The organism is Porphyromonas uenonis 60-3 (genome assembly GCF_000174775.1).
Classification (GTDB): domain Bacteria; phylum Bacteroidota; class Bacteroidia; order Bacteroidales; family Porphyromonadaceae; genus Porphyromonas; species Porphyromonas uenonis_A.
Map to the genome: position 1 here is coordinate 1 of NZ_ACLR01000038.1, position 540 is coordinate 540.

The 540-nt window shown below is 51.1% G+C and carries 1 pseudogene; it reads left to right on the forward strand.

Going from position 1 to position 540, the window contains the following annotated elements:
• Positions 1 to 64: 64 nt before the first annotated feature.
• Positions 65 to 540, forward strand: a pseudogene (locus PORUE0001_RS01325) (hypothetical protein); the annotation flags it as partial.

The window sequence follows — 540 nt, forward strand, 5'->3', positions numbered from 1 at the left end:
ACACTACTCGAAGTGGTCTTGAATCGCTACCACATTGATCTAAAAAAAAGACCGATTTGTAGCCGTGAGACAGCTTGAATCCGCCCAAGTGAGAGATCAAAAGCTCTCCATAACCTACCTTTGTCAGCAGCTAGAAGTCAGCCGCAAAGGCTACTACAAGCACACCTTCACCGAGCAAGACGAAGATGTCAAAGTAGCCTCCGTCCTACACTATTGCCAGTATGTGCGCAGTTGGCTCCCCAGGGCAGGCGTAGACACCCTCCAGGAGTGTACCAACAAGTACTTCAAAGGAACCTTCCAAGTAGGTCGAGACTGGCTCTACAAAGTGTTAGGAGCCAACGATATGCTACTGAGAAGTCGCAGACGCAAGCGTCCGCCTCAGACAACCAAGGGCGTGGTCAATCACGGCTTCCAAGACCACCTGAACACCACCCCTAAGTACATCGCCACCGACCATTGCCGGCTCACCGTATCAGACATAACCTACGTCAAGTGTTTAGGGGGCTTCGCATATCTCTCCCTGACGATGGATGCTTATAG